The organism is Promicromonospora sp. NPDC060271 (assembly GCF_042726755.1).
Lineage (GTDB): Bacteria > Actinomycetota > Actinomycetes > Actinomycetales > Cellulomonadaceae > Promicromonospora.
This window is the reverse complement of record NZ_JBHXBG010000061.1, coordinates 1-21,745: the sequence shown is the minus strand read 5'-3', so window position 1 is coordinate 21,745 and position 21,745 is coordinate 1. Positions and strand designations below refer to the sequence as shown.

The window sequence follows — 21,745 nt, the reverse complement described above, 5'->3', positions numbered from 1 at the left end:
GGTCGAGACGGTACCCCGCGCGGCCGTGCCGACGGGTGCCCGGAGCCAGATGATGGACAGATGGCCAGCATTCTGCGCACCGTCCGGACGGCGGTCGCCCCCCTGACCCGCACGCGAGCGTTCCGCGCCGTCGGCCCCGTGCTGCTGCCGCCGGCCGAACGGGCACTCGCCTGGCTCTCCCGAGGGCGGCTGCAGGTCAGCGCCCTGCTGGTGCCGTCGCTCGTGCTGCACACGACCGGTGCGCGGTCGGGCGAGCCACGCGACACCTACCTCATGTACACGCCCGACGGGCCCGGGCGGGCGATCGTCGCCGGGTCGGCCTTCGCGCAGGGGCGGCACCCGGCCTGGACGTACAACCTGCTCGCCCACCCGGACGCGAGCATCAGCGTGGGCGGACGGCGGATCCCGGTCCGCGCGACCCTCATCGGGGACGACGAGCGCGACGCCACCTGGGCCCTCATCGAGGCGCAGTGGCCGGGGTACCGCGGGTACGAACGGGACTCCGGCCGGGTGGTGCGGCTGTTCCGGCTGCAGCGGGTCCCGGTCCGCTCCCGGTGACGCGGGCGTAGCCTCGTGGGCATGGCCTACGACCTGGCGCTCGCGGACGAGATCCGAACCGTCCTGGACGGCGTGCCCGCCGTCACCGAGCGCCGCATGTTCGGCGGACTGTCTTTCCTGGTGAACGGCAACCTCGCGGTGGCGGTGCGCGGCTCGGAAGGGATCCTGGTGCGCGTCGGGCCCGACGCCGCGGAGGAGCTCGAGCGCACGACCACCGCGACACGCGCCGTGATGGGCGCGCGCGTCATGGCCGGCTGGCTGTCGGTAGGGCCGGACGACCTCGGCACCGAGGAAGAGCTGGCCGGCTGGGTACGGCGGGGCGTGGACCACGCCGGTTCGCTGCCGCCGAAGTAGCCGCTGGCCACCGTCGACCATGCACCTGCTGCCAGGAGACGGGTCCGCGTGGCAGCAGGTGCATGGTCATCGCAGGGAGGGCTCAGCCCTGCCGCGCCAGCATCTCCCCGAGCACGCGTGCGCCCTCCGGGAAGGCCCCGGGATTCGGCCCGGAGTAGTTGAGTCGCAGATAGGCACCGGTCGGCTCGGCGGGGAACCACTCGTCGCCCGCTGCCACGATGACACCGGCCGTCTCGCAGTCCCGGGCCAGGCGCGCGACATCGGTGGTGTCCGGGAGCCGCACCCACAGGTTCAGGCCACCCTGCGGCACCGCCTCGACCCGGGCGGTCGGCGCGTGCTCCCGCAGCGCAGCGAGCAGCAGGTCCCGGCGGGCCGTGAGCTGCTGGCGCAGGCCACGCAGGTGGGCGCGCCAGGCGGGCTGGGTCACGACGTCCAGGGCCACGGCCTGCAGCATGCCGCTCACGTACATGGCCTCGGCCTGCGCGTCCGCGAGGATGCGTTCGCGGGCCGGCCCTCTGGCGACGAGCCCCGCGACCCGCACTGCCGGCGAGACGCTCTTGGCCAGCGAGCGCAGGTAGACCACGTGCCCGCCGTCGTCGCGGGCGGCGAGGGGGACGACGTCGTGGGTCATCCCGAAGTCGTGCGCCCAGTCGTCCTCGATCACGAAGGCGCCGTGCTCGCGAGCCAGCCTCAGCACCTCGTCGGACAGCCCGGGCGACCAGCGGGCGCCGGTCGGGTTGGCGAAGCTCGGCTGCGCGTAGAAGGCGCGCGCGCCGGTCCGGTCGAAGGCACGTGCGAGCTCGTCGGGATCCGGGCCGTGCGGGCCGCTGGGCACCGGTACGAGCTGCACGCCCACCTGCTCGGCCGCGAGGATCGCGCCCCAGTAGGTCGGTGACTCGACGAGGAGCGGTCGGCCGGCGCCCGCCAGGGCGCGGAAGACCGTGCTGAGGCTGGACTGGCTCCCCGGGAAGACGACGACGTCGCTGGGCGTGGGCGGAGCGATCCCGACGGGTGCCGCGCCACCCAGCTCGGCGGCGAACCACGCCTGCAGCTCGGGCAGCCCGCCGGCGGGCGACCTGGTGACGGCGGCGTCGCTGCGGGCGGCCCTGGTGAACGCCGACCGCACGAGGCGTTCGGGCAGCAGCTCGCGGTCCGGGTAGCCGGAGTGCAGTGCTGTCACGTCGTTCGGGGCGGTGTGCAGGGCCCGGGAGAGCTGCTGGACGGGCCTGGTGCGTGGGCCGAGGGCCGCCGTCTGCCAGCCGTAGTCGTGGGGGCGCGGCACGCGCACCGCCCGGACGAACGCGCCGACACCCGGCCGCGTCTCCACCACACCCTGCGCGGCGAGGGTGTGCAGCGCCTTCTGCACCGTGACGGGGCTCGCCCCGTACTGCCTCACGAGGGCCCGGCTGGACGGCAGCCGGGCCCCCGGCGCGGCGGCGGCGATCCACTCGAGCAGGCCGGCGACGATACGAGCACTGCTATCGTCATACATGACAACCAACAGTAGCGCTACTCTCCGAACCGCACTGCCGCTATCCCCGGCACGGGCCGGGCTCTGGTGGGGACTCCTCGGCGTCGTGGCCTTCTCGCTCACCGTCCCCTTCACCCGCATGGTGGTCGACGGCGGGGGCATGTCACCACTGTTCGTGTCCTGCGGCCGGGCCGTCGTCGCGGCGGCGCTCGCGGCCGTCGCCCTGGGGGTGACCAGGCAGCGGCTGCCCCGGGGCGCGCAGTGGGGGCGGCTCGCGGTCGTCGCGGGTGGTGTGGTGTTCGGCTTCCCGGTGCTCACCTCGTTCGCGCTGGCGACGGCGTCGGCGAGCCACAGCGTCGTCATCATCGCGGTGCTGCCCGCGGTGACGGCAGTGCTGGCAGTGCTGCGTACGCGCGAGCGGCCGCGGGCTTCGTTCTGGGTGACGGCGGCGCTCGGCGCGCTAGCGGCTGTCGGTTTCGCCGCCGTGCGGGGCGGCGGGCTCGACGGGCTGCACGGTGCGGACCTGCTGCTGATCGGGGCGGTCGTCGCGTGCGCCGTCGGCTACGCCGAGGGCGGGCTGCTCGCCCGCGAGCTCGGCGCCTGGCAGACGATCTCGTGGGCGCTCGTGCTGGCCGCGGCGCCGATGGCGCTGCTCACCGGTGTCTCGCTGGTGCAGGACCCGCCGTCGGGCACCCCGCTCGACTGGGCGCTGTTCGGCTACCTCGGGGTGGTGAGCATGTTCCTGGGCTTCTTCGCCTGGTACCGGGGCCTCGCGATCGGTCCGATGGCGCAGGTCAGCCAGGTCCAGCTGGTCCAGCCGGTGCTCGGCCTCTGCTGGGCGGCGGTGCTCCTGCACGAGCAGCTCACCTGGGCGACGGTGCTCGGCGGGGCCGCCGTCATCGCCTGCGCGGGCACGGCCGTCCGGTCCCGGCTGCGGTAGCCGGACCGCGCGGAGCACCGTCCGGCGTCGGGCAGACTGGGGGAGCTAGCCGCCTCACCTCCGGAAGGTTCCGCATGCCCGCGATGTCCCGCCTCGGCCGCCTGTTCGCCATCGTCGCCTGGATCGAGGCGTTCACCTGGGCCGGGCTCCTGGTCGGCATGTTCCTCAAGTACGTGACGGAGACCACCGAGGCAGGGGTGTGGCTGTTCGGCCGCCTCCACGGCGGCGCGTTCGTGCTGTTCGTCGCGGTCACGCTGGTCGTAGCGGTCAGGCTGCGCTGGGGCTGGTTCCGCACCCTGGTGGCCCTCGCCGCGTCCGTCCCGCCGCTGACCACGCTGCTCGCCGAGTGGTGGCTCAAGCGCAGCGGCTACCTCGCGGACCCGGCCGACCGCGAGGCGGCAGCCCTGACGACGCCTGAGCTGGAACCGACCAGCTAGTCCCGGTCAGCGCGGGTACGCGGGCTCGCACCGAGATTCCGTACCGGCTTGAACCTCACGCCACGTGAGGGGTCACGCTGGCGCCATGACCGACACCTACCCCGCTTTCGACATGGGCCCCGTGCCCCTACCCGCGCTGGACGCCGAGCCCGCCGAGCTGTTCCGCGGCATCTACGGCATGCCGATGTTCGTGAACGCCCCCACCCGGGACATGGCCGCCTCCGTCGAGTTCTGGACGCACGGGCTCGGCTTCTTCGAGTTCTTCGCGGCTCCGGGGCGGGTCACCCATCTGCGCCGGTGGGCGTTCCAGGACGTCCTGCTCGTCCCCGCGGACGCCCCGTCAGCCGTCCCGACCAGCCCGCCGGCCATGACGGTGACCTTCTCGTGCGTGCTGAGCCAGGTGGACCAGATCGCGGCGGCCTGCGAAGGGCTGGTGCCCGGGAGCACCACGGGCCCCCGTCAGACGCCGTGGAACACCGTCGACCTGGAAGTGGTCACGCCGGAGAACGTGCGGGTGATCATGACCGCTGCCCGGCCCTACGACCCGGCCGGCGCCGCGGCCCAGAGCCTGCGCGACGAGCTCGGCATCGAGGGCCCATCGGCCTGAGACCGCCCCGGTGACCACGACGGCTGCGAGACTTGCCGTGATGACGCACCGGAGCAGGACGGACGCGGTGCCGCCGGACGGCCTGACCGTCGGCGGCGCCGCGTCCGTCGTGGGCGTCACCGTCCGGACGCTGCACCACTGGGACGAGGTGGGGCTGGCCGGCCCGTCCCAGCGCACGTCCGGCGGGCACCGGCTCTACGACGCCGCCGACGTCGCCCGGCTCCACCGGGTCCGCCTCTACCGTGAGCTCGGCGTCCCCCTCGCCGACATCGCGGAGCTGCTCGACGCGCCGACCGAGGACGCGGAGCAGTCGCTGACGAGGCAGCGGGACCGCGTGCGCGAGCACATCGCGCGCCTGGAACGTTCGGCGGACGCCCTGGACCGGCTGATCGAGGCCCGTCGCTCCGGCATCCTGCTCCCGCCCGACGAGCAGGTGGCCATCTTCGGCACGACCTGGCAGCCGTCCCGGCAGCTCGAGGCCAGGGAACGCTGGGGCGACAGCGAGCAGTGGGCGCAGTACGCCGAACGAGCGGCGGACCGGAGCCCTGAGGACTGGCGTCGCGTCATGGCTGATCTCGAGGTGCTGCACACCGACCTGGCCAAGGCTCTCCGCGACGGCGTGCCGCCGGGCAGCGGCCGGGCGAACGCCCTGGCCGAGCGGCACCGGGCGTCGATGGGCGCCTACTTCGACTGCACCCACTCGATGCACGTCCTCGTCGCCCGCTCCTACACCGAGGACCCGGGCTTCCGTTCCTTCTACGACGACGTCGAGCAGGGTCTCGCCGAGTGGCTCCGCGCCGTCGTGGACGCCAACGCCCTGGCCAACGGCGTCGACCCGGAGACCGCCACCTGGACGTGAGCCGGGTCGGCGCGGGGCGCGCGCACGCGGTCGGCGCGGGCCGTCGGCCTGTGGCAAAAAGCACGTGTACCGCGCCGGGCCCGTGTCGTAGCATCGACAGGTCGGCTGTGCGGCGATCTTGCCCGGCCGGACTCAGGGACCACACGAGGAGCGAGAGATGCGGGTATTCACCGCGGGATGCGGGGCGGCCGTCGCGGCCTGCTCGGGCAGTTCCCGGACCCGCGTCACCCCTTCCTGAACCACCTACGGCAGCACATCGCACCGACCGCCTCCGCGGTAGGGCGCGCTGTCCCGGACGTCGGAGGGCGGGCGCGGCGCCGTCCCCTGCCCTGCCGCCCGCCGGCCCGGTCACCGAACGAGTCGGTGACCGACGCGTCGTCGCGACCTCGCGACGGCCGACGCCGGCCGGTGGCCTCCGAACGACCGGAAGCCGACACCCATGAATCCCCTGACCGAGAAGCAGATCCGCGCGTCCTTCCTGAACGCGAGCAAGCGGGAGGCCGCCCAGGCCACCCTCCCCGACCTCGACACGCTCGACTGGGAGCGCCTCGACTACCTCGGGTGGCACGACCGCAAGGCGCCGCTGTCCGCCTACGTGGTGCTCGAGCTCGACGGCGAACCGACGGGCGTGCTGCTGCGCGCCGCCGAGGCCAGGTCGAGCAAGCGCACCAAGGGCGTGTGCGCCTGGTGCGAGGACGTCGTCGTCGCCGACGACGTCTCCCTGTACGTCGCCCGCAGGGGCGGCGCCTCGGGGCGCAACGGGAACACGATCGGCACGCTCATCTGCACCGAGTTCGTCTGCTCGCGGAACGTACGGCGCACGCCGACGTTCACCGAGGCGGGCAACGACCCGGCCATGCGTGAGCTGATCACCGACCGGCGCATCCTGGGTCTGCGCGAGCGGGCCGCACGGTTCGTCGCAGAGGTCGGCAGCACGCGCTGACGAAGGTGTCGGGCGCACAGGTCCCGTAGGCCTGTGCGTCCGACATCCGCGGATGCGGACGGTCGGACGGCGCCGGAGCGCACCACCGCCGGTTCATGCGGCCGAACCGGCCCCGGTCCGCAGGCGCGCTGCGGCCGCGACAGCGGCCTCGCACCACACGACGGCCGGCCGGTCGACGGCGCCGTGCACCACTATCTGGCGGCACAGCTCGCCCAGCCCCTCGGTCGCCGCCCGCTCCGCGTCGACCCCCGGGAACATCCGCTGCACGGAGAAGACGACGGCGCGGCGGTGCGCCGCCCACTCCGAGGGGTTCGAGGCGAGGCCGTAGGTCCTGGTCCTGGTCTGCTTCATGCACTACAGACGCGCCAGTGGCACGGATGTCACAGCACTTCCGCGACCAGATTGTCAGTGCCTCGAAGTAGCCTCGCCCCGTGCCCCTCTCCGACCGCGAGCCACGTCTCGACACCGCCGACCCGGCGGCCCTGTTCACCGCCTACCTCGACTACTACCGGCACGCCGTCGACCGCAAGCTGCGCAGCCTGTCCGACGCCGACCTGCGCGCCTCCCGGCTCCCCTCCGGCTGGTCGCCGCTCGAGCTGCTGATCCATCTGGTGCACATGGAGCGGCGCTGGTTCCGGTGGGGCTTCCTGGGGGAGCCGGTGGACCACCCGTGGGGTGACCACGCCGGTGAGGACCCGCATGGACCGTGGGCGGTGCCCGACGGCGTCGGCCTGGAGGAGCTGCTCGAGGCGCTGCACGCGGGTGGCGTGGTGACCACCGACGTGCTCGCGACGCACTCGCCGGACGAGCGAGGTGCGGTCGGCGGCCGGTTCACCGAGGATCCGCCGACGCTCGCCTGGATCTGCTTCCACGTGCTGCAGGAGTACGCCCGCCACGCGGGCCACCTGGACGTCTCCGCCGAGCTGGCGGGCGGCGCGACCGGCGAATGAGCAGACACAGTGCACGATGGAGGACGACGGCCTGGACGACGGCGGCGGTCGTCACCGCCCTTGCCGTGCTCGGCGTACTCGTGGCGAACGGGGTCGTCTGGCCCAACCGGATCCTCGCCGCCCGGTACGACGTGCGAGGGGTGGACGTCGCGCACTACCAGGGGGAGATCGACTGGGACGTCCTTGCCGCACAGGACCTCGACTTCGCGTGGATCAAGGCCACCGAGGGCGCTTCGCACACCGACCCGCGGTTCGCCGAGAACTGGGCGGCCGCCACGCAGACCGACCTGCTCGTCGGGGCGTACCACTTCATGAGCTTCGAGAGCTCCGGGGCCGACCAGGCCGCTCAGCTCGCCGCCGAGGTCCCCGCGACCCCCGGCACCCTCCCGCCCGTGATCGACCTCGAGTTCTACGGCCCGTACTTCGAGGACCACCCGACGCCGGACGAGGTGCACGCGATCCTGGATCCGCTGGTCGCCGGGGTCAAGGAGCACTACGGCGCCGCCCCGATCGTGTACGCGACGAAGGAGGCCTACGACCTCTACCTGGCGGGCCGCTACCCGGACCTGCCCGTCTGGATCCGGTCGGTCGCGTGGGCTCCTGAGCTGTCCGACGGTCGCGACTGGACGGTCTGGCAGTACTCGAACCGCGACCGGCTACCCGGCTACGAGGGCGTCGAGCCGTACATCGACATGAACGTGTTCGCGGGTACGCACGCGGAGCTCGAGGCCCTCACCCTGGACTGACCTGGCTGGTTCGTCGCGTCGGAGCAGGTCGCGTCATGGCTGGTCTCGTCACGGCAGGTCGCGTCACGGCGGGTTCCGTCAGGGCAGCGAGATGGTGCCGACCAGGACACCGCCGCTGTCGACCACCTCGAAACCGATGCGCTCCAGGGACTTCCGCACGATCGCTGAGCGCGCGGTCGTCCGCGCCACCAGGCGCTTCGCGTCCATGGTCTGCGCCGCGGCGAACGCCCAGTACGCCACCTCGCCGGAGATGCCCTGACCGCGGTACGGCCGACCGAGCCAGAGGCCGACCTCCCGTGCGGCCGGGTCGCCGTCGACCAGGGCCAGGCGCGCGGCCCCCACGATCCTGCCTCTCGCCTTGACCGCCCAGGTCACCTCGGGAACCGGGGAGTGCGGGTTCACGCGGCACCGGCGGTGGTACTCCCTGAACGCGCCCTTGCGCAGGTCGGTCCACGTCGTGCGGGGTTCGGTGGCTGACTCACCCGAGGCGGGCGGCATGACCTCGCCGGGCAGAGCCTCGGCAACGGCCAGCGCCAGGAGGCCTTCGAGCACTTCCTCGTCCACGGGAACCAGGTCGACCATCATGTGCGACGTCACCTCGCGGATGATAGTCGCATTTCGGACTCGCTGGAACTGGTGAAATTTTCAACCACCTGACTGCGGGTCAGGAGGGCGCCTACGCCTCCCTGGCGTAGTCGACCCGGCCCAGACCCAGCCACGAGGCGAGCAGCTCCACCTCTGCGTGCACCGCGTCCATGGTGGCCCCGTCGAACGGCAGGTCCTCGTGCACCGCGAACACGTTCAGCACGCCTGCCTTGCGGTCCGCCTTCGCGTCGAGCTTCCCCACGAACCGTTCCCCGTGCAGGATCGGCAGCGCGAAGTAGCCCCAGCGGCGCTTGCCCTTCGGCTTGTACATCTCGAGCGCGTACTCGTAGCCGAAGAGGTCGAGGAGCCGGGGCCGGTCGGCGGCCATGGCATCGAACGGGGACAGCAGCGCGGTCCTGGGCTCGAACTCGTCGTCCACCCGCTCGAGCAGCTCGGGATCGGCGCGCCACTCGCCGTCGACCCCCTCGATCACCACCGTCTCGCCGGGCATGTCCACCCACCAGCCGCCGTCGCCCGCACGGCCCTGCACCCGCTTGCGGGAGATGCCCTCCGCCGCCAGGCGGCGCGCCACCCGCTCCTGGACCGCCTCCTCCAGCGGCACCGCCGCGACCTGCGGATAGACCCGCTCCGCCAGGTCCCACAGGCGCTGCCTGCCCTTGCGCCCCACCATCGCGAGCTTGCCCTGCATGTTCAGCGCCTCGAGCATCTCGGCCACGCTGCGGCGGCTGCTCCATCCCTCGGCGCCCCAGGTGTATGGCACGCGGGCGGTGTCAGGCACGTCCTTGGCGAGCACCGGACCGTCCGCCTCCACCAGCGCCAGCACGTCACGCTCGAACTCCGCGTTGTCGGCGAGCCACTGCCGCATGGTCTCGTTCTGGGGCCAGCGGGCCATCTGCTCCAGGTACAGGGGCAGGTCGACCATCGACCGCACGGTGCCACGCAGCTGGAACAGCATGCGGTCGGTGATCGCGTCGTCGACCGCGCCCTGCCAGTACTCGTTGCCGAGCCGCGACCAGGCGACGAGGTCCACGGCGGGCGCCACCGCCGACGTCGGGTCCACGGAGAGGAAGGTCAGATCCTCCACCAGGTGCACGAGGTCCACCGGCCGGCGGGCGTCGAGCAGCTGGGCGCGCAGCGCGATGCGCCGCCCCTGCTGCGCGGTGAGCCGATGGGTAGCCATGCCGCGAGGATACGGAAGGGCACCGACAATCTCCCGAGCGGCCGACTCAACCTTTCGTGGTGCTGGACCGTGAGGGAGGCATGAGCATGCCAATGGTCGCGGGGCGTTCGAGCCCCGACAAGATCCAGGCGATCGACGTGGTCGTGGTAGGTGACAAGGAGGCCGAGTTTGCGGACTTCATGGCACGGTCCGCCCCGGCCCTCGCCCGCACCGCCTGGCTGCTGTGCGGTGACACGCACGTCGCAGAGGAGCTGGTGCAGCAGGCCCTGATGAAGACCTATCTGGCCTGGCCGAAGGCACGGCGAGGCGAGCCGCTCGCCTATGCCCGCCGGATCCTGGCCAACGCACGGATAGACACGTGGCGCAGGCACCGGCGGGAGGTCCTCATGGCCTCCGACACGCTGCCCGACCGGCCGGGCGGCGGCCCTGGTTCGGCCGACCGGCACGCCGAGCGGGACCGCCTCAGCCGCGCCCTGTTGACGCTCCCGACCAAACAGCGCCGGATCGTGGTGCTCCGCCACCTCGACGGCCTGACGGAACGTGAGGTCGCCGAGGCGACGGGCGTCTCCGTCGGCACGGTGAAGTCCACCGCGTCACGCGGCCTCGCCCGCCTCCGGGAGCTCCTGCAGGCGGAAGACCAGGCAGACGCCGCACGCACCGCCGCAACCACCAGCAGCACCACCCACGAGAGGAGCACGTCATGAACGACGACGAGCAGTTCGCGCAGAGCCTGCGCACCCAGGCCGCTCGGGTCGCACCCCAGATCGACGTGGACGTCACGCGCATCGTCCCCGCTGCCCGACGGCGGCGGGCCGCCCAAGTGGGTGGCGTCACCCTGGCCATGGGGCTGGCGCTCGGCGGCGGGGCCTGGGCAGCCACCACGATGGAGCCCCCGGGAACCGCCCTGCCCGGTGGTTCGATGACGATGGCGGTGGAGCCGTCACCGAAGCCGAGCGGGCCGCCCGTGACGTCGGCCGAGGGGGACAGGCTCCCCGGAGAGCCCAGCAACCCGGTCGAAGGCCACCTTGCACCGCCGCCGGGCTGGCGCGACGCCACCTACTTCCATGTCATCGCCCGCAGCGACGTGACCAAGCAGGGCGAGGAGCGCGAGGACGACTCGCCGTTCGGGCAGGAACGCTGGTACGGCGACGGTGTCGCCTTCGAGCTCACCCAGAACGGCCCGGCCCTGCTCAACGTCCTCGACTACGTGCAGCTCGGCCACACCGAGAGCACCAGCGTCAACCTCACCTGGGCGGAGGTGGCGGAGCTCCCGACCGAGCCGGACGCCCTTCACGATGCCCTGCTTGACACCTACGAACCGGCCGGCCAGGGCGAGAAAGCGGTGCTCAACGCGGCGTCGAGCCTGGCCACCGGAGAGGCGCCCGCCTCGACCGAGCTGCGCGCCGCGGCATGGGAGCTGCTCACGAGCCTTCCCGGTGTCGAGGTGGTGCAGGACGTCCAGGACTCGGAGAACCGGCCGGGCACCGCCGCGACCTTCGAGCTGTGGGACCGGAGCACCACGATCATCTACGACGAGGAGCGGGACGTCCCGCTCCAGGTGGAGGAGTCGCTGGGCAAGATCCACTCCCTCTCGGTGTACCTCGCGGCGGAGTTCACGGAGCTCCCCGACGAGGTGGCCGACAGCGCCATCGAGATCCCCGACTTCACCGGGATGACCCGCGAGGACGCCGAGGTCGCCTGCCTGGAGAAGCACCTCGCCTGCACGTTCCAGGACACCGGGTCGGACACCGCGCCGGCGGGGACGGTCATCTCGTCGGATCCCCAGGCCGGCGCTCTGGTCGGCTGGGGAGCCCCGGTCACGCTCCTGCTCTCCACGGGCCCCTGACCCTGTTCGCCAGTTCCTGACCTGCAGCTCGCCACGAGCCCCAGGCCATGCCGGATCCTCTCGAGCCCGGCGTAGCCTGGGGCCCGTGGCCCATGCCTACCGCACCAGCGCCCGGGTGGAGGCGCCCGCCGACGTCGTCTGGCAGGTCCTGTCCGACGTCGAGCGCATGCCTACGTGGACCGGCTCCATGACCAGCGTGACGATCCTGGGCGCCGAGCCGACCATCGCCGTCGGCTCCCGTGTCGAGCTGACGCAGCCCGGCCTGCCCCTTGCGGTCTGGGAGGTGGACAGCCTCACCGAGGGTGAGGGCTTCTCGTGGTCGAGCAGCACCCCCGGCGTGCGGTCGGGGGTGGCCCACCGGATCGCACCGGTGTCCGACGTCGCGTGCGAGCTCACGCTCGCCGTCGCGCAGAGCGGGATGCTCGCCGGGCTGACCGGCCTTGCCCTCGGCTCGCGCGCGCGGGAGCTGGTGGACGCCGAGCTGGCCGATCTGAAGGCCGAGGCGGAGCGGCGCGCCCTGGAAAAGGCCTGACCCACCATGGCGACACGGCGTGTCGCATTCTTTCTCGTGTCAGTTTTCCATGGCGATCAAAAGCCATGCCTGGCAAAAGAATGGCCCTTACGCTGGGAAAAGAGGACTGTCAAAAAATTACCCACGCTTCGCGCGCCTTGGTACTTCACGACAAGTGTTATCTGATCGAGACAGAGTGATGACCCGTATGTAGCGTCGGATCCGTTGTGCCACCGGAGGCACAATCGCGGGCCCCATTCCCCCAGATCGGTACGGACCCGTGAAACCGGCGACTTGGAGAACTTCGGTGAGTACCACCGTCCGACGCGGTCGACACCGCGCCGTTCACGCTCCTAGCACTCCCCTGATGACCGTGACCCGTACTGCCGCCCGCTCGGGTGCGCTGATCGCGGCATCGTCCGGACTTCTCGCGACGGCGTTCGCACCCAGCGCACACGCCGTCATGGGAGACGGTTCGAACCGCCTGGCGAACAAAGAGCTGGCGGCAGCGCCGGCCGTGCAGGTCGCGACCGACGCGAAGCTCAACATCGAGAGCAAGCCGGTCAAGGTCACCCCAGCTCCCGAACCGGAGCCCGTCGTGGAGACCGAGACCGAGCCCGAGGCGACGACGCAGGCCGTGGCCGAGAAGGTCGAGCCGGCCACCCCTGACTACGCGTCCGACGGCTCGATCGGCGCACAGGCCGTCGCGATCGCCATGCAGTACATCGGTATCGCCTACACGTACGGCGGCGAGTCGCCGGGGTCGGGCTTCGACTGCTCCGGGCTGATCAAGTACGTGTACGCCCAGCTCGGCGTCGACCTGCCGCACTCGTCGTCGTCCATGGTGGCAGCGGGCTACCAGGTCGCGTCACCCATCCCCGGCGACATCGTGTGGACCCAGGGCCACGTCTCCCTCTATGCGGGCGACGGCATGGTCGTCGAGGCCGCCAACTACGGCACCCCGGTGCGCCACACGGCCCAGTGGCAGGACTACGCGGTCTACATCCGCCCCTACTGACCCGATCCGGCCCACCACGCCGAGACAGAACCGTGGCGAGATAGAACCGCAGCGAAGTAGAACCGCAGCTCGGCTGCGGTTCTACTTCGCCCTGGTTCTACTTCGGCGGGGGTCAGTACGCGACCGCCGCGGCCGCGTCGACGATGCCGTACCCGTACAGCGGTGTCCACACACCGACAAGGCCGAGGAGCGGGTCGCGAGCCGTGCCGAGGATCGCGTTCTCGACCTCTGCCATCGTCCGGCCCTGGCCGTAGAGCAGCGCCGCGACGCCTGCCACGTGGGGCGTCGCCATCGACGTGCCCGCGTAGGCGTCGTAGCTGCCGCCCGCGCACGTGTCCGAGCCCGTACCGACGGGCACCGTCGACCAGACGTCGCCGTCGCAGCCGTTCAGCCCGCCCGCACCGCCGGGCGCCGAGACGCTCTTCAAATCGAGCTTGATCGGGAGCTCGGAGTAGTAGGCGTGGAGGCGGGCCGAGTCCGTTGCCCCCACGCAGATGGCCGAGCTGGTGAAGGCCGGGTCGCTGCACAGCGGCGTCGACGAGTTGCCTGCCGCCGCGACCGTCAGCACCCCCAGCTCCCGGGCGTACGCGATGGCGTCGCGCATCAGCGTGTCGAGGCCGATGATCGTCAGCAGCTGCCCGCCCGGGGCCGAGCCGAGGGAGAGGTTGATGACGTCGGCGCCGTTGTCGGCGGCCCACCGGATCCCGTCCGCGATGTCCTGCGACGAGCCCGTGCCGGCTTCGAGGACCTTGACCGGCAGCACCTTGGCGCCGGGCGCCACGCCCGCGACGCCTACACCGTTGTCGGCTGCGGCGGCGACGATGCCTGCCACGTGCGTGCCGTGCTCGTCCCCGTCGTTCTGACCGTCGGGACCCCTGAAGTCCCCCTCGCCGCACGGACGGACGTCCGCGCAGCCGGTGAAGGTGGCACCAGGCAGGAGCTGGCCGGCCAGGTCCGGCTGGTCGAAGTCGACACCCGTGTCGACGACGGCCACCACCGCGCCCTCACCCGTGCCGGCCGACCAGGCGGCCTCGGCGTTGATCTGGTCCAGGCCCCACTGCTTGTCCCGGAGGGGGTCGTCGGTGGCGGCCTGTGCCCCGGGCGCCACAGCGACGAGCACCGCAACGGCGAGTGCCGCGGAGGTGGTGGCGGCGGCGAATGACTTCCTGTTCATGTGTGCCCCCTGTGTCCGCTCGCGAGCCGAATACTCACGAACCAGGACAAAACTATGGGGACCGGACACGCGTCGAACAGGGCCGGGAGCGCACGGCGGGTGAAATTTACACGATCGCAATCAGCAGGGGCGCCAACTGCCGGTCAGGCCCAGGCCTCGGAGAGCTCGCTCTCGTCCGCCGCCTCCCGGGAGAGCCGGAGCGCTGCGATCGCCGCACCGAGCAGCAGGGCGACCACCCACGCGCCGAGCTGGTGCGTGTCGGGCGCCATGGCCGCCGAGGCGAGCTCGTGCGCCACGATCGCCGCTGCCGACAGCGGGTTCTCCGTGAGCGCGGAGCCCGGCCAGATGTTCTCCTGCACGGCCAGGAGAGCCGGCCCGGCCGCCTGCAGCACCCAGACGATGCCCGCGGTCGGCAGCCAGCCGAGAAGCTCGAGCGGCCGGCTGTCCACCGCCAGGCCGAACGCGATCCCGAGCGCCACCGCGAAGATCCACCACGTCCCGGTGGGCGACACCAGGTTGCCCGGCACCAGACCCCACAGCCAGCCGTCCAGGAGCACGACCGGCAGGGCCAGGGCAGGCCCACGCAGGACGGCCGGGCCAAGGGCCACCAGGAGGCCGGCCGCGAGCCCTACGACTCCGGCGGCGACGGTGACGACGAGCATCCCGAGCGGCGCGGCGTCACCGGGAGCGCTGCCGCGGATCGCGAGCAGGCACGAGGCGCCGCCCGCCGCGGACATGGCGAGCAGGGTGCCCGCCGTCGCGGCGGCCGCGCCCGCCCTGGCCGAGGCCGGGATGCCCGCCGTGAGGCCGCCGAGAAGGCCACCGATCAGCGCCATGACGACCAGGCCGACCACCGCGTCGTCGGCGGTGAACGGGAGCGGCAGGAATCCGGTGGAGCGCACTGACGAGGCCTCAGCAAGACCCATGACCTCGTACAACGCCTGCAGGAGCCAGGGCAGGAACCCGCATACCCACCAGACGACGGTACTGATGGGAAGCACCCACCAGGCGGAGACGCGATATGCGCTTTCACCCATGCCGCCGAACGGTAGCCGATGTATGTGATGTCGGTCATAGCCCATGAAGACCGGAACGGCGCAAATCTGCGCCTTCGACAGGTGAGACCGGAATGCGTAACCCGATCGTGACTTTTCTGGGGAAGGTGTGTACTTTGACTTCTGCCCCACCACATCGGTGAGGCCGTGAGCCGGACGCCGAATCCTGTCACCGGTTCATGACCAGACGTTCGAGACAGGAGCGGGGGACCCACCTTCCCGGGCGACAGCACCATCGTCGCCCTCGGGGTGAAGCCGGACGGAACCCCCCAGTAGCCGTGCGGCCGGGTACTCCTACCCGAACCCGACAGCTGACCTCGCAGGCGGTACAGGAGACATTCAGGTGACGAACTCCCTCCGCGGACGGCATCGTGACAGCCGTCCGGCCATGACACCGCTGACTATTCTTGCTCGTACCGCCACGGAGAACGCGGGCACCGTAGCCCGCCGAGGAGCCATCGCCGCAGCAGCCGGTGGCGTCCTGATCTCGACCATCGCGACGACGGCCCACGCGGCCCCCGCCATGGATCTGAAGACCGACGTGAAGTCCGCCAAGCTGAACACGGTCGACCTGCGCTCCCTCACCGCCGTGGCCAAGCAGGCGGTCGCCGCGGCCCCGACCGTGACCGTCCCGTCCGACGCGAAGATGCCGATCGAGATGGAAGCACTCGGCACCTCCTCGGGCGCCGACGGCAAGAAGGGCGACGGCCCCGCCGTGGTCTCGGTCGACGCGCCGGACCCGGTCCCGCTCGGCGAGCAGGCCATCAACGTCGCTTTCAACTACCTCGGCATCACGTACGTGCTGGGCGGTAACTCGCCGGCCGAGGGCATGGACTGCTCGGGCCTCATCCAGTACGTGTACGCCCAGCTCGGTGTGAACCTGCCGCACTCCTCGAGCGCGATGCTCGGTTCCGGCTACCAGGTCACCTACCCGGAGCCCGGCGACATCGTCTGGACGCCCGGCCACGTCGCCCTGTACGCGGGCGACGGCATGATCATCGAGGCGTGGGCAGCCGGCATGCCGGTGCGCTACACCGAGATGTGGCAGAACAGCCCGACGTTCATCCGCGTCGTCTGAAGCTGAGCTACCGCAGCGCATCGACCACAGCACATCGCGAGGCGTCGCTCCCGCGCCGGGTTTCCGCCCGACGCCGGAGGCGGCGCCTCTCGCGTGTCCGGAGTCGCTACTCCGGCCAGTCGCAGTAGTCCGCGACGAAGGAGTAGAAGTCGGAGCGCGCGGTGTCGGGCATCGGCACGTAGACCGGCTCCTGCCTGACGCCGTCGACCCGCGCGGACACCGGCAGGAACGTGCCCCGCTTGTCCTCGGCCACCGCATGGACGTCGCAGCGGGCGGGAACCACGGCGAGGACCACCTCGCCGGACCCTTGTCCCGCCAGGTCCCGGCCGACCCAGCCCGAGGCGTCGCCACCCGGGTCCGCGTTGCTCATCAGGGTCGTCCCGGCGATCCGGTCGAGGACGACCTCCGGACCGCCGTCGACCGGCTCGATCCGCAGCGTGACCAGGGCGGTCAGCTCTCCGTCGCGGGTCTCGACGGGGACGTCGGGATCAACGGTGAGGTCGGCACCCGCCGCTACCGCCGCTGCCGAGCAGTCCAACGCGTGGTTCCGGGCGAGATGTCCCACGGGATCGCTCACCTCGTCGACGGGGATGTCTGTCGCCGGACCCAGGTCGTCACCCTCACCGAGGGCCAGCGTGATCGTGGCGGACGGCGCAGCGGCCGCCGCGGCACCGCCGTCCGCCGTCTCCGGGTCCGCGCACCTGGCCTCGCCAAGCCCCACGTAGACGGCGCGCGTGGCACCGGGCCGCAGGACGAGGGTGCGTCCCTCCTTGGCGGGGCGTGACGGCCCGAACTGCGCGGTCCGCAAGGCCCCCGAGAGGAGCGTCATCGTCTCGTCGGAGTCGTTGGTGACCTCGAGCCGGATCTCCCGCTTCGCGTACTGCTCGCGGCCCTGCGCCACCTCGACGCTGAGGTGGGCGGCGACGTCGTCGGGTACCGGACCGTTGGCGGACGACGGCGCGGCGCCGCCCGTACACGCGACCGCGGCCGCGCCGACCACCCACGTCAGAACGACGAGGATGGCGACGCGGCCGCGGTGTGCTGCGATCAAGCGGTCTTGCGGCGGCCGAAGATCGCCTGGACGATCAGGATCACGATGATCGCGCCGATCACCGAGAAGAGCCAGCTCTCCCAGGACCAGAACTCGTCCAGGCTGACGTTGAAGATGAGCCCGCCGAGCCATCCACCGAGCATGGCGCCGAGCACACCGAGGAGCAGCGTGAGCCAGAATCCACCCGGCTGCTTACCCGGGATGACGATACGGGCGATCACGCCGGCGATCAGCCCAAGGATGAGAAACGCAAAGAAACCCATGATGTGTTTCCTCCAGAGTGGTGTGGCTTGCTTGCGACTACCTCAGCACTGATCGGGCCGACTTGCCACCGGACCCGCCGAATCAGTCCCAAATCGGGACATTGCACGCAGCAGAAACTCTTGCGAACGCCCGCGCTACAGTTCGGCCGGGCAAGAGCCTGAAGCAGGACCGGGGCAAGGACTCCGGGCACGTGACAGCAAGGGAGACCGCATGAACCAGGCGATCGGCACACCGGCCGAGCCACGGATCGAGCCACGCACCTGGCGGGGGCGGCTCCGCGCGTTCCTCGACCAGAGGTGGTTCGTCAACCTGGTTCTCGCCGTGATCCTCGCGAATGCCCTGATCCTGGGCGCTGAGACCATGGTGAGCGGCCGCGCGTACGAGATCCTGATGGCCATCGACCACATCATGCTCGGCTTCTTCGTGGTTGAGCTGCTCCTGCGGATCGTCGCCCACGGTCGCCGGTTCTTCCGCGACCCGTGGAATCTGTTCGACCTCGCCGTCGTCGGCATCGCGGTGCTCCCGGCCAGCGAGTCCCTGTCCGCCCTGCGTGCCCTGCGGGTGCTGCGTGTGCTGCGCGTGATCACGGTGGTGCCGTCGCTGCGCCGCGTGGTCGACGGTCTGCTGCGGGCCGTGCCGGGCATGGGTGCCGTCGGCGCCCTGCTGGTGCTGGTCATCTACGTGGCTGCGGTCATAGCGACCGGGCTGTTCGGTACGGCCGCGCCCGAGTACTTCGGGCACCTGGGGACCTCCTTGTTCACGCTCTTCCAGGCCATGACGGGCGAGGCCTGGCCCGACATCGCCCGCGCGGTCATGGAGTCCCAGCCGTACGCGTGGATCTTCTTCGTGCTCTACATCCTGGTGGTCAGCTTCGCGGTGCTGAACCTGTTCATCGCCGTCATCGTCAACGGCATGGAGGAGATCACCGAGGAGGAGCGCAAGGACGACGCCCAGAAGGACCACCGCCTCGACAACCTGGCCGCGCAGAACCGCGAGATCCTCGCCGAGCTCCGCTCCCTGCGCGCGAAGCTCGACGAGGGCGGCACCGCCTAGGCCAGCACGACGTTGACCAGGTGCGGCGGCCGCACCACCACGCGCCGCACCGTTCGGTCACCCACTGCCCGGGTGACGGCCGGCCGGGCCAGGGCCGCCCGCTCCAGGTCCGCCGCCGCGACGTCGGCGGGCACCGGCAGCCGGTCGCGCACCTTGCCGTCCACCTGGACCACCGCCTCCACCTCCGTCGTCACCAGCAGTGCGGGATCCACCGATGGCCACGGTTGCGCCGCGACCGGCGTCGTGTGCCCCAGCCGTTCCCACAGCTCCTGGGCGGTATGCGGGGCGAACAGGCTCAGCAGCACGGCCACTGCCTCGACCGCCTCGGTGCAGGTCTCCGCGCGGTAGGTCTCCGCACGCTCGCCCGCCCCGCCGTCCGACGCCGCCCGCCGCACCTCGCCCACCAGCTCCATCAGCCGGGCGATCGCCACGTTGAACCGTCCTGCCTCGACCAGCCCGTCGACGTCGTGCACCGTGCGGTGCACCGCCCTGCGCAGGGCGTCATCCGCTGGTCGAGCCTGTCGCGACCCGGGTCTCGACAGGCTCGACCCACGATCCGGGACCAGCCGCAGCACCCGGGCCAGGAACTTCCGCATCGCCTCCGGTGAGACGTCGGCCCAGTCGACGTCGTCCTCCGGCGGGCCCGAGAACAGCATCGCCAGCCGGACGGCGTCCACCCCGTGCCGGTCCAGCTCCGCCGCCAGGTCCACGCCGTTGCCCAGCGACTTGCTCATCGCCCTGCCGTGGTTGACCACCTGGCCCTGGTTCATCAGCCGGGCGTACGGCTCAGGCGAGGGCACCAGGCCCATGTCGTACAGCACCTTGGTGACGAACCGCGCGTACAGCAGGTGCATCGTCGCGTGCTCGACCCCGCCCACGTACAGCGCTGCGGGCATCCAGCGCGCCGCGTCCTCCGGGCGGAACGGGCCGCCGTCGTACCCGGGCGACAGGTAACGCAGGAAGTACCAGGACGAGTCGACGAACGTGTCCATCGTGTCGGTGTCCCGTTCCGCCGGGCCGCCGCACCGCGGGCACGTCGTCAGTACCCAGTCGCGCGCTCCGGCCAGGGGCGAGACGTCGCCCGGGACCAGCTCCTCGCCCGCCAGGTGGGGCAGCTCGACGGGCAGCCGGTCGTCCGGCACGACCACCTCACCGCACTCCGGGCAGTGCACGACGGGGATGGGCGCACCCCAGTAGCGCTGCCGGGACACCAGCCAGTCGTGCAGGCGGTAGGTCGGGCCGTCCGGGCCGTCCTGCCGGCCGATCCAGTTGCGCTGCATGGTCAGCACGTGCGGCGGCCAGCCCGGCTCCAGCAGCTCCATGTCGTCCAGCAGGCGGTCCGCGTACGCCGTGATCCGGAAGAACCACTGCGTCAGCGTGCGGGCGACGACGACGGTGCCGCAGCGCTCGCACACGCCGTCGGCCACCTGCTCGTTGGCCAGGACAGTGCGGTCCTTCGGGCACCAGTTCACCTCCGCCGCCGCCCGGTAGGCCAGCCCCCGCTCGTGCAGCCGGGCGAACAGCCACTGGGTCCAGCGGTAGTACTCGGGCTCGTGGGTGTGCAGACGCCGCGACCAGTCGAACGAGACGCCGTAGCGCCGGATCGACGCCGCCTGGGTCGCGATGTTCGCCTCCGTGTACGCGGCCGGGTGCTCGCCTCGACGGATCGCCGCGTTCTCGGCAGGCAGGCCGAACGAGTCCCAGCCGACGGGGTTGAGCACGTCGAATCCCTTTGCCCGCCAGTACCGCGCCACGACGTCGGTGATCGCGAACACCTCGGCGTGGCCCATGTGCAGGTCGCCCGAGGGATACGGGAACATCGTCAGCAGGTACCGGCGCGGGCGGGCGCCGTCGTCGGACGCCTCGTACAGGCGGTCCTGCGCCGAGCCCTCGTCGGCCGGTCGGGGGGTGGGGTACGTCGCGCTCAACGTCTTCTCGCTCATCGCTGTTGCTCTCCGGTGCGTCGATCGGGTCCGGGCACGAAAAAGCCCCTCGCAAGGAGGGGCGGCCGCACCGGGTGTGCCCGATCGAAGGGCTGGTCCGGTGCGGCTAGGTAAGCAGCGAGCGTGCGGTGCGCATGCGGTAACGATACGTGCGCCCGTCGAGGCGGGTAAAGGACCTTCGGGCAGGACGCCGTCCCGGGTCCGCAGAGGCACGAGCGCCGGGTCGGTCCGCCGCCAGCGAGGTCCGAGCCGGCGCTCGCGCCGTTGGGCGAGAGCCACGGTTCGGTGCGCGAGGGGTGCACTCCGAACCATGACTCCCGTCCGACGCGCCGGAGCTCGGCCCGCCCCCAGCGAGGTCCGAACTTCGTCCGCGTCTCACCTAAGACGCGCGCACGCCCCGGAAGTCACAGCACTTCTTGCTGCGATCGCGTGTGGCCTGGATCACAGGCCGTGCCGGGTGGTGATCCACGGTGTGCCGGCCGCCTGCCGCCTGCCTTTCAGGCGTCCGCTTCGGCCGCATCCGGGCCCGAAACGGATGTCTCGGGAGAAATCGAAGAAAAATCCCGGAAGTGCTGTGACATCTCCGCGCCTGGAGCGTCTGGGCTGCATGGAACACACCGAGCACCCCGAACTCGTTCGTCTGGGCGCCCAGTACCTGCGCGCGTATGCGGAGGGCGACGCGGTCAACCTCTACCGTCTCGCGGACGCCTGGGGGGCGAGCGACCTGATCGCCGCGACCTGTGAGGTCGCGCTGGCGGTCATCCACGCGACGTCGGGGCCGCAGGGCCTCGACGTCGTGTCGACCACGTTCGCGACCAACCGGAGGTGAGCACCGATGAACAGGACCGAGCCAACGGCCGAGGAGCCCGACCACTTGCGCGGAGACAGAGTTGTGGTGCGATCATTGGCCAGCGTAGAAAATCCGGACACTATGCGCAGAGGGGGGCAAGACCGCGTGACCACGACTGGTGACCTGCGGATTGACGACTGGGTGGTGCACCGCCCGAACGTCGTACGCTCCGTCGCCGCACGCGTACCCGGCATCGACGCCGAGGAAGCCACCAGCCGCGCCCTGGAAAAAATGGTCCGCATCGTGTCCAC

25 protein-coding genes and 1 riboswitch are annotated in these 21,745 nt (G+C 71.5%); of the genes, 16 read left to right on the top strand and 9 right to left on the bottom strand.

Annotated elements, in window-relative coordinates:
- Nucleotides 1-60: 60 nt before the first annotated feature.
- Together ACFWE2_RS11610 and ACFWE2_RS11605 are read left to right on the top strand one after the other, a co-directional pair.
- Nucleotides 61-558 (top strand): nitroreductase family deazaflavin-dependent oxidoreductase, encoded by a 498-nt coding sequence (locus ACFWE2_RS11610; protein WP_377224380.1) that lies wholly within the window; start codon nt 61-63, stop codon nt 556-558.
- Between the two features lie 21 nt (nt 559-579).
- Nucleotides 580-912, top strand: coding sequence for a TfoX/Sxy family protein (locus tag ACFWE2_RS11605; RefSeq protein ID WP_377224379.1), 333 nt, complete (start codon nt 580-582; stop codon nt 910-912).
- Between the two features lie 82 nt (nt 913-994).
- On the opposite strand, the gene ACFWE2_RS11600 is transcribed toward ACFWE2_RS11605, so the two are convergent.
- Nucleotides 995-2,404 carry a PLP-dependent aminotransferase family protein gene (locus ACFWE2_RS11600; RefSeq protein ID WP_377224378.1) on the bottom strand — a complete coding sequence of 470 codons (1,410 nt, stop codon included), beginning with the start codon at nt 2,402-2,404 and terminating at the stop codon, nt 995-997.
- On the opposite strand from ACFWE2_RS11600, the gene ACFWE2_RS11595 reads away from it, so the two are divergent.
- From ACFWE2_RS11595 to ACFWE2_RS11575, 5 genes are all read left to right on the top strand, one after another.
- Entirely contained in the window at nt 2,403-3,323 is a 921-nt protein-coding gene (locus tag ACFWE2_RS11595) for a DMT family transporter (protein WP_377224377.1), read from the top strand. The genes ACFWE2_RS11600 and ACFWE2_RS11595 overlap by 2 nt on opposite strands.
- A 74-nt stretch (nt 3,324-3,397) precedes the next feature.
- Complete coding sequence (locus ACFWE2_RS11590) at nt 3,398-3,760, top strand: DUF3817 domain-containing protein (protein WP_377224376.1); 363 nt, start codon at nt 3,398-3,400, stop codon at nt 3,758-3,760.
- 85 nt (nt 3,761-3,845) lie between these two features.
- Nucleotides 3,846-4,367, top strand: a complete 522-nt coding sequence (locus ACFWE2_RS11585; RefSeq protein ID WP_377224375.1) for a VOC family protein — start codon at nt 3,846-3,848, stop codon at nt 4,365-4,367.
- Nucleotides 4,368-4,407: 40 nt separating this feature from the next.
- A complete protein-coding gene (locus tag ACFWE2_RS11580; RefSeq protein ID WP_377224374.1) occupies nt 4,408-5,226 on the top strand; it encodes a MerR family transcriptional regulator in 819 nt (272 codons plus the stop codon).
- Nucleotides 5,227-5,665: 439 nt separating this feature from the next.
- Nucleotides 5,666-6,169, top strand: a complete 504-nt coding sequence (locus ACFWE2_RS11575; RefSeq protein WP_377224373.1) for an FBP domain-containing protein — start codon at nt 5,666-5,668, stop codon at nt 6,167-6,169.
- Between the two features lie 93 nt (nt 6,170-6,262).
- On the opposite strand, the gene ACFWE2_RS11570 is transcribed toward ACFWE2_RS11575, so the two are convergent.
- Complete coding sequence (locus ACFWE2_RS11570) at nt 6,263-6,520, bottom strand: hypothetical protein (RefSeq protein ID WP_377224372.1); 258 nt, start codon at nt 6,518-6,520, stop codon at nt 6,263-6,265.
- Nucleotides 6,521-6,600: 80 nt separating this feature from the next.
- On the opposite strand from ACFWE2_RS11570, the gene ACFWE2_RS11565 reads away from it, so the two are divergent.
- Entirely contained in the window at nt 6,601-7,119 is a 519-nt protein-coding gene (locus tag ACFWE2_RS11565) for a DUF664 domain-containing protein (protein ID WP_377224371.1), read from the top strand.
- A complete protein-coding gene (locus tag ACFWE2_RS11560; protein WP_377224370.1) occupies nt 7,116-7,865 on the top strand; it encodes a GH25 family lysozyme in 750 nt (249 codons plus the stop codon). The genes ACFWE2_RS11565 and ACFWE2_RS11560 overlap by 4 nt, the downstream gene beginning before the upstream one ends.
- Before the next feature lie 78 nt (nt 7,866-7,943).
- Here the strand turns inward: ACFWE2_RS11560 and ACFWE2_RS11555 are convergent, their stop codons facing one another.
- Nucleotides 7,944-8,462, bottom strand: a complete 519-nt coding sequence (locus tag ACFWE2_RS11555) for a GNAT family N-acetyltransferase (protein ID WP_377224369.1) — start codon at nt 8,460-8,462, stop codon at nt 7,944-7,946.
- 79 nt (nt 8,463-8,541) lie between these two features.
- Complete coding sequence (locus ACFWE2_RS11550) at nt 8,542-9,651, bottom strand: winged helix-turn-helix domain-containing protein (protein WP_377224368.1); 1,110 nt, start codon at nt 9,649-9,651, stop codon at nt 8,542-8,544.
- An 80-nt stretch (nt 9,652-9,731) separates the two neighbouring features.
- Here ACFWE2_RS11550 and ACFWE2_RS11545 point away from each other — a divergent pair, with 80 nt between their 5' ends.
- The 4 genes from ACFWE2_RS11545 (at nt 9,732) to ACFWE2_RS11530 (ending at nt 13,026) form a co-directional block, all read left to right on the top strand.
- Complete coding sequence (locus ACFWE2_RS11545) at nt 9,732-10,355, top strand: SigE family RNA polymerase sigma factor (protein ID WP_377224367.1); 624 nt, start codon at nt 9,732-9,734, stop codon at nt 10,353-10,355.
- A complete protein-coding gene (locus ACFWE2_RS11540) occupies nt 10,352-11,497 on the top strand; it encodes a PASTA domain-containing protein (RefSeq protein ID WP_377224366.1) in 1,146 nt (381 codons plus the stop codon). The genes ACFWE2_RS11545 and ACFWE2_RS11540 overlap by 4 nt, the downstream gene beginning before the upstream one ends.
- An 85-nt stretch (nt 11,498-11,582) precedes the next feature.
- Complete coding sequence (locus ACFWE2_RS11535) at nt 11,583-12,029, top strand: SRPBCC family protein (protein ID WP_377224365.1); 447 nt, start codon at nt 11,583-11,585, stop codon at nt 12,027-12,029.
- Between the two features lie 346 nt (nt 12,030-12,375).
- Complete coding sequence (locus ACFWE2_RS11530; protein ID WP_377224364.1) at nt 12,376-13,026, top strand: C40 family peptidase; 651 nt, start codon at nt 12,376-12,378, stop codon at nt 13,024-13,026.
- 112 nt (nt 13,027-13,138) lie between these two features.
- Here the strand turns inward: ACFWE2_RS11530 and ACFWE2_RS11525 are convergent, their stop codons facing one another.
- Both ACFWE2_RS11525 and ACFWE2_RS11520 read right to left on the bottom strand, forming a co-directional pair.
- Nucleotides 13,139-14,200, bottom strand: coding sequence for a S8 family serine peptidase (locus ACFWE2_RS11525; protein WP_377224363.1), 1,062 nt, complete (start codon nt 14,198-14,200; stop codon nt 13,139-13,141).
- A gap of 143 nt (nt 14,201-14,343) precedes the next feature.
- Entirely contained in the window at nt 14,344-15,237 is an 894-nt protein-coding gene (locus ACFWE2_RS11520; protein WP_377224362.1) for a hypothetical protein, read from the bottom strand.
- Nucleotides 15,238-15,402: 165 nt separating this feature from the next.
- A riboswitch (cyclic di-AMP (ydaO/yuaA leader) is annotated at nt 15,403-15,596 on the top strand.
- Between the two features lie 47 nt (nt 15,597-15,643).
- Between ACFWE2_RS11520 and ACFWE2_RS11515 the strand changes: the two genes are divergently transcribed.
- A complete protein-coding gene (locus tag ACFWE2_RS11515; protein WP_377224361.1) occupies nt 15,644-16,333 on the top strand; it encodes a C40 family peptidase in 690 nt (229 codons plus the stop codon).
- A 106-nt stretch (nt 16,334-16,439) separates the two neighbouring features.
- Here the strand turns inward: ACFWE2_RS11515 and ACFWE2_RS11510 are convergent, their stop codons facing one another.
- Together ACFWE2_RS11510 and ACFWE2_RS11505 are read right to left on the bottom strand one after the other, a co-directional pair.
- Entirely contained in the window at nt 16,440-17,384 is a 945-nt protein-coding gene (locus tag ACFWE2_RS11510; RefSeq protein ID WP_377224360.1) for a hypothetical protein, read from the bottom strand.
- Nucleotides 17,381-17,647, bottom strand: a complete 267-nt coding sequence (locus ACFWE2_RS11505; RefSeq protein ID WP_116673091.1) for a GlsB/YeaQ/YmgE family stress response membrane protein — start codon at nt 17,645-17,647, stop codon at nt 17,381-17,383. The genes ACFWE2_RS11510 and ACFWE2_RS11505 overlap by 4 nt, the downstream gene beginning before the upstream one ends.
- 211 nt (nt 17,648-17,858) lie before the next feature.
- Between ACFWE2_RS11505 and ACFWE2_RS11500 the strand changes: the two genes are divergently transcribed.
- On the top strand, nt 17,859-18,701 hold the full coding sequence (locus ACFWE2_RS11500) for an ion transporter (RefSeq protein ID WP_377224359.1): 843 nt from the start codon (nt 17,859-17,861) through the stop codon (nt 18,699-18,701).
- Here ACFWE2_RS11500 and ACFWE2_RS11495 read toward each other — a convergent pair.
- Complete coding sequence (locus tag ACFWE2_RS11495) at nt 18,698-20,644, bottom strand: class I tRNA ligase family protein (RefSeq protein ID WP_377224358.1); 1,947 nt, start codon at nt 20,642-20,644, stop codon at nt 18,698-18,700. The two genes, ACFWE2_RS11500 and ACFWE2_RS11495, sit on opposite strands and share 4 nt — an antisense overlap.
- A 607-nt stretch (nt 20,645-21,251) precedes the next feature.
- Here ACFWE2_RS11495 and ACFWE2_RS11490 point away from each other — a divergent pair.
- Nucleotides 21,252-21,473 (top strand): hypothetical protein, encoded by a 222-nt coding sequence (locus tag ACFWE2_RS11490; protein ID WP_116673088.1) that lies wholly within the window; start codon nt 21,252-21,254, stop codon nt 21,471-21,473.
- Nucleotides 21,474-21,745 lie beyond the last annotated feature (272 nt).

Bases quoted from the DNA above. Each gene is read 5' to 3' on its own strand.
- ACFWE2_RS11520 (WP_377224362.1), bottom strand. From the start codon at position 15,237: ATGGGTGAAAGCGCATATCGCGTCTCCGCCTGGTGGGTGCTTCCCATC.
- ACFWE2_RS11570 (WP_377224372.1), bottom strand. From the start codon at position 6,520: ATGAAGCAGACCAGGACCAGGACCTACGGCCTCGCCTCGAACCCCTCG.
- ACFWE2_RS11600 (WP_377224378.1), bottom strand. From the start codon at position 2,404: ATGTATGACGATAGCAGTGCTCGTATCGTCGCCGGCCTGCTCGAGTGG.
- ACFWE2_RS11525 (WP_377224363.1), bottom strand. From the start codon at position 14,200: ATGAACAGGAAGTCATTCGCCGCCGCCACCACCTCCGCGGCACTCGCC.
- ACFWE2_RS11530 (WP_377224364.1), top strand. From the start codon at position 12,376: ATGACCGTGACCCGTACTGCCGCCCGCTCGGGTGCGCTGATCGCGGCA.
- ACFWE2_RS11595 (WP_377224377.1), top strand. From the start codon at position 2,403: ATGACAACCAACAGTAGCGCTACTCTCCGAACCGCACTGCCGCTATCC.
- ACFWE2_RS11560 (WP_377224370.1), top strand. From the start codon at position 7,116: ATGAGCAGACACAGTGCACGATGGAGGACGACGGCCTGGACGACGGCG.
- ACFWE2_RS11505 (WP_116673091.1), bottom strand. From the start codon at position 17,647: ATGGGTTTCTTTGCGTTTCTCATCCTTGGGCTGATCGCCGGCGTGATC.
- ACFWE2_RS11605 (WP_377224379.1), top strand. From the start codon at position 580: ATGGCCTACGACCTGGCGCTCGCGGACGAGATCCGAACCGTCCTGGAC.
- ACFWE2_RS11545 (WP_377224367.1), top strand. From the start codon at position 9,732: ATGAGCATGCCAATGGTCGCGGGGCGTTCGAGCCCCGACAAGATCCAG.
- ACFWE2_RS11580 (WP_377224374.1), top strand. From the start codon at position 4,408: ATGACGCACCGGAGCAGGACGGACGCGGTGCCGCCGGACGGCCTGACC.
- ACFWE2_RS11610 (WP_377224380.1), top strand. From the start codon at position 61: ATGGCCAGCATTCTGCGCACCGTCCGGACGGCGGTCGCCCCCCTGACC.
- ACFWE2_RS11495 (WP_377224358.1), bottom strand. From the start codon at position 20,644: ATGAGCGAGAAGACGTTGAGCGCGACGTACCCCACCCCCCGACCGGCC.
- ACFWE2_RS11585 (WP_377224375.1), top strand. From the start codon at position 3,846: ATGACCGACACCTACCCCGCTTTCGACATGGGCCCCGTGCCCCTACCC.
- ACFWE2_RS11490 (WP_116673088.1), top strand. From the start codon at position 21,252: ATGGAACACACCGAGCACCCCGAACTCGTTCGTCTGGGCGCCCAGTAC.
- ACFWE2_RS11515 (WP_377224361.1), top strand. From the start codon at position 15,644: ATGACACCGCTGACTATTCTTGCTCGTACCGCCACGGAGAACGCGGGC.
- ACFWE2_RS11500 (WP_377224359.1), top strand. From the start codon at position 17,859: ATGAACCAGGCGATCGGCACACCGGCCGAGCCACGGATCGAGCCACGC.
- ACFWE2_RS11540 (WP_377224366.1), top strand. From the start codon at position 10,352: ATGAACGACGACGAGCAGTTCGCGCAGAGCCTGCGCACCCAGGCCGCT.
- ACFWE2_RS11575 (WP_377224373.1), top strand. From the start codon at position 5,666: ATGAATCCCCTGACCGAGAAGCAGATCCGCGCGTCCTTCCTGAACGCG.
- ACFWE2_RS11550 (WP_377224368.1), bottom strand. From the start codon at position 9,651: ATGGCTACCCATCGGCTCACCGCGCAGCAGGGGCGGCGCATCGCGCTG.
- ACFWE2_RS11590 (WP_377224376.1), top strand. From the start codon at position 3,398: ATGCCCGCGATGTCCCGCCTCGGCCGCCTGTTCGCCATCGTCGCCTGG.